A 3073-nucleotide genomic window follows, 5' to 3' on the forward strand; every position below is an offset into this window, starting at 1 on the left:
CCCGCATCGATCGGGATTTCACTGTATGACTCTCTCGTTGACTGCACATAATCGGGACACTTCTTGTATCCAACCCGTATGGAATACAAGGAGTCATCCGATGAATATTGATGTTGAAATGACGGTGGGCACGCTACTGGTGTCCTTCGAGGAGTATTTGCGGCGGGTCCGTGGCCTGTGTCCGGGGACCTGCCGCAACTACGTCAGGTATGCCGGGGAATTCATGACGACCGTGTTTGCCGGGAACGCGCCCGACCCCCACCAGATCCGACCGGCGGAAGTGCTCGCGTTCGTGTGCGGGGCCTCGGACCGTTACCAGCCCCGGACCGTGGAAGAAGTGGCAACGTCATTGCGTGTTTTCTTCAGGTTCCTTCATTCGGAAGGACTGTGCAGGGATCGGTTAGACGATGCGGTTCCGATGGTGCCACGGCGTGGGACGACTCTTGTCAGGCATCTGGAAACGGTGCTGTTCGAACGGTTGCTTTCCTCGCTGGACTCCACGTCGCCGAGGGATCTTCGGGACCGGGCCATGATCCTGTGTGTGGCCAGGTTGGGACTGCGTGCCGGAGAGGTCGCACGCCTGCAGTTGGAGGACCTTGATTGGTCCAATGCGACCTTGCGGATCCGCTCGCGCAAGACCGGCCATGGCGCATTGTTGCCACTGATCCAGGAGGTGGGAACGGCTCTTGCCGCTTATCTACAGCAGGCACGCCCCGAGACCAGCAACCGAGAAGTCTTTGTGCTGCATAAGTTGCGTATTGGGGCTCCGATCAGTGGCAGTATCGTGCGGCGGGCCGTTGAGCGTGCCCTAGATAGGGCGGGCATTGCCGCCCCTACACGCGGTTCCAACCTGCTTCGACATTCGCTGGCCACGGGGCTGCTCGAGCATGGAGCAGGACTGCAAGAAATCGGCGACTTGATGGGACATTCCTCGCTGGCCACCACCCGGATTTATGCGGCGGTCAACGTCATTGCGTTACGCGAGGTCGGTATGCCTTGGCCGGAGACTGCATCATGAGCACAGAGATGACCAGTCAAGTAGCCGAGTTTATTGCTTTGCGCCGCGGACTTGGCTACCGCTCGCCAACCCAGGAACGCGCTTTGCGTTCGTTTGGGCGGTTCTTGGATACGGCCGGTCATTCAGGCCCGGTTCCCCTGGAGCTGAGCCTGAATTGGGCATCGGCAACGGCCTCGGTCGATCCCCATAACCCGGCGCGCCGGCTGGGGATTGTGCGTGGGTTCCTGCGCTATCTATCCGGTACCGACGGCGAGACCGAGGTTCCTGCGCCCGGGCTGTTGGGATCCAACGGCCATCGCAAACCGCCGCATATCTACTCTGACAAGGAGATCAGTGACTTGATCAAGGCTACCTCGGCACTGACCTCGACAGATGGTTTACGGCCCCGTTGCTATGCAACCTTGTTCGGGCTGCTGGCCTGCACCGGCTTACGGATCAGTGAAGCGTTGGCGCTGAGTTGCCATGACGTCGATTTAGAGAGCGGCATCATCACCGTCAGGGCCGGTAAACGCCAGCGGATGCGACTCGTGCCCCTGCATTCCAGCGCCTTGGGACCGTTGGGAACATACGCCACCGAGCGAGAACACCGCTATGGTCGCACCGAGGAGGACCAAGCGTTCTTTCGTACCGATCGAAGTGACCGAATAAGCTACAACGCCGCGGATCACACGTTCTCCGTGTTGCGTCGTCAGCTGGGCTGGAGCGCTGTCGGGCGCACTCGGGCACCGCGCATCCACGACCTGCGGCATCGGATGGTGGTGCGGCGTATTGAGGCGTGGCACGCCCAGAACGTCAATGTTGATGCCAAGATCCCGGTACTGGCTACTTATATGGGCCACGAAGACGTGCGCAACCTGTACTGGTATTTCTCTGCGGTCCCGGAACTGATGGGCATCATTTCCGACCGCTTTGAAGCCTTCGCCGGGCCGGGGACGGCTTCGTCATGAGAACCCCGCAGATCGGATTCCCGCAGCTCGTACAGGACTTCTTCCTTCAACGCTTGATCGCCCAACGTGGTGTTAGTGCCCGCACAGTGGAAAGTTACCGTGACGCGTTCGAGCTACTGTTCGGCTACCTCGAGAAGCACACCGGCACCTCTCCCTCGGCGTTACAGATAGCTGATCTTGATGCACCATCGATACTGGATTTCCTTGACCATCTGGAAAGCGAGCGGCATAACAGCGCCCGGACCCGGAACGCGCGCCTGGCAGCGATCCACTCGTTCATGCGTTACGCGGCGATTCGCGACCCCGCTTCGCTGCCGATCACTGCCAGGGTACTGGACATCCCCGCCAAGCGCTTCAACCGGCCAGTGCTTGGCTATCTAAGCCGTGAGCAGGTCACCGCGATCCTGGCAGCCCCGGACCGCTCCACATGGAGCGGGTGCCGTGACGCGGCCATGCTCACCACCGCTTACAACACCGGCGCCCGCGTCTCGGAAATCACTGCACTGCGCGTAGGCGATGTCCTACTGGAACGTCAATCAGCCATGCATCTACACGGCAAGGGCCGCAAAGAACGCGTCATCCCCCTCTGGAAAAACACCGCGACCGAGCTGCGGACCTGGCTGACGAGAATAGATAGCCAAGCGCAAGCGCCAGTGTTTCCCAACAGGGCAGGTCAACCAATCTCTCGCTCTGGAGTCCGAGATCGTCTGGAACGTGCAGTCGTATTGGCCGCGCAAGATTGCCCAACCTTGCGCGGCCAGCACATTTCACCTCACACCCTGCGCCACTCCACCGCAATGCACTTGCTGCAGTCCGGGGTGGATCTGGCCACCATAGCCTTGTGGCTCGGTCACGCTAGCCCGGAAACCACGCATCAGTACCTCGAATCGGATCTTGCCGCTAAGGAAGCAGCCCTTGAACACCTGGCCGAACCTAGCCAGATTCCCACACGTTTCCGGCCCGACGACAGCCTCCTCGGCTTCTTAAAAGGACTCTAATTATGTGCAGCAACCGGGAAGCACACGCAGCGAAAATCCCGATCGATGCGGGGCCAGTCAGACCCTTCAGCGCCGAACTGCACATAATCAGCCCCTGAACCTAATAGGTG

Annotated in this window: 3 protein-coding genes; all 3 read left to right on the forward strand. The window is 60.1% G+C overall.

Annotated elements, in window-relative coordinates; genetic code table 11:
• Positions 1-100 precede the first annotated feature (100 nt).
• The 3 genes from IV500_RS21070 to IV500_RS21080 are packed head-to-tail and all read left to right on the forward strand — an operon-like array spanning position 101 to position 2963.
• Complete coding sequence (locus IV500_RS21070) at positions 101-1018, forward strand: site-specific integrase (protein ID WP_196398777.1); 918 nt, start codon at positions 101-103, stop codon at positions 1016-1018.
• 8 nt (positions 1019-1026) lie between these two features.
• Positions 1027-1965 carry a tyrosine-type recombinase/integrase gene (locus tag IV500_RS21075; RefSeq protein WP_196398778.1) on the forward strand — a complete coding sequence of 313 codons (939 nt, stop codon included), beginning with the start codon at positions 1027-1029 and terminating at the stop codon, positions 1963-1965.
• Positions 1962-2963 carry a site-specific integrase gene (locus IV500_RS21080; protein ID WP_196398779.1) on the forward strand — a complete coding sequence of 334 codons (1002 nt, stop codon included), beginning with the start codon at positions 1962-1964 and terminating at the stop codon, positions 2961-2963. The genes IV500_RS21075 and IV500_RS21080 overlap by 4 nt, the downstream gene beginning before the upstream one ends.
• Positions 2964-3073 lie beyond the last annotated feature (110 nt).

This window comes from Arthrobacter terrae, from assembly GCF_015708085.1.
GTDB lineage: Bacteria > Actinomycetota > Actinomycetes > Actinomycetales > Micrococcaceae > Arthrobacter_M > Arthrobacter_M terrae.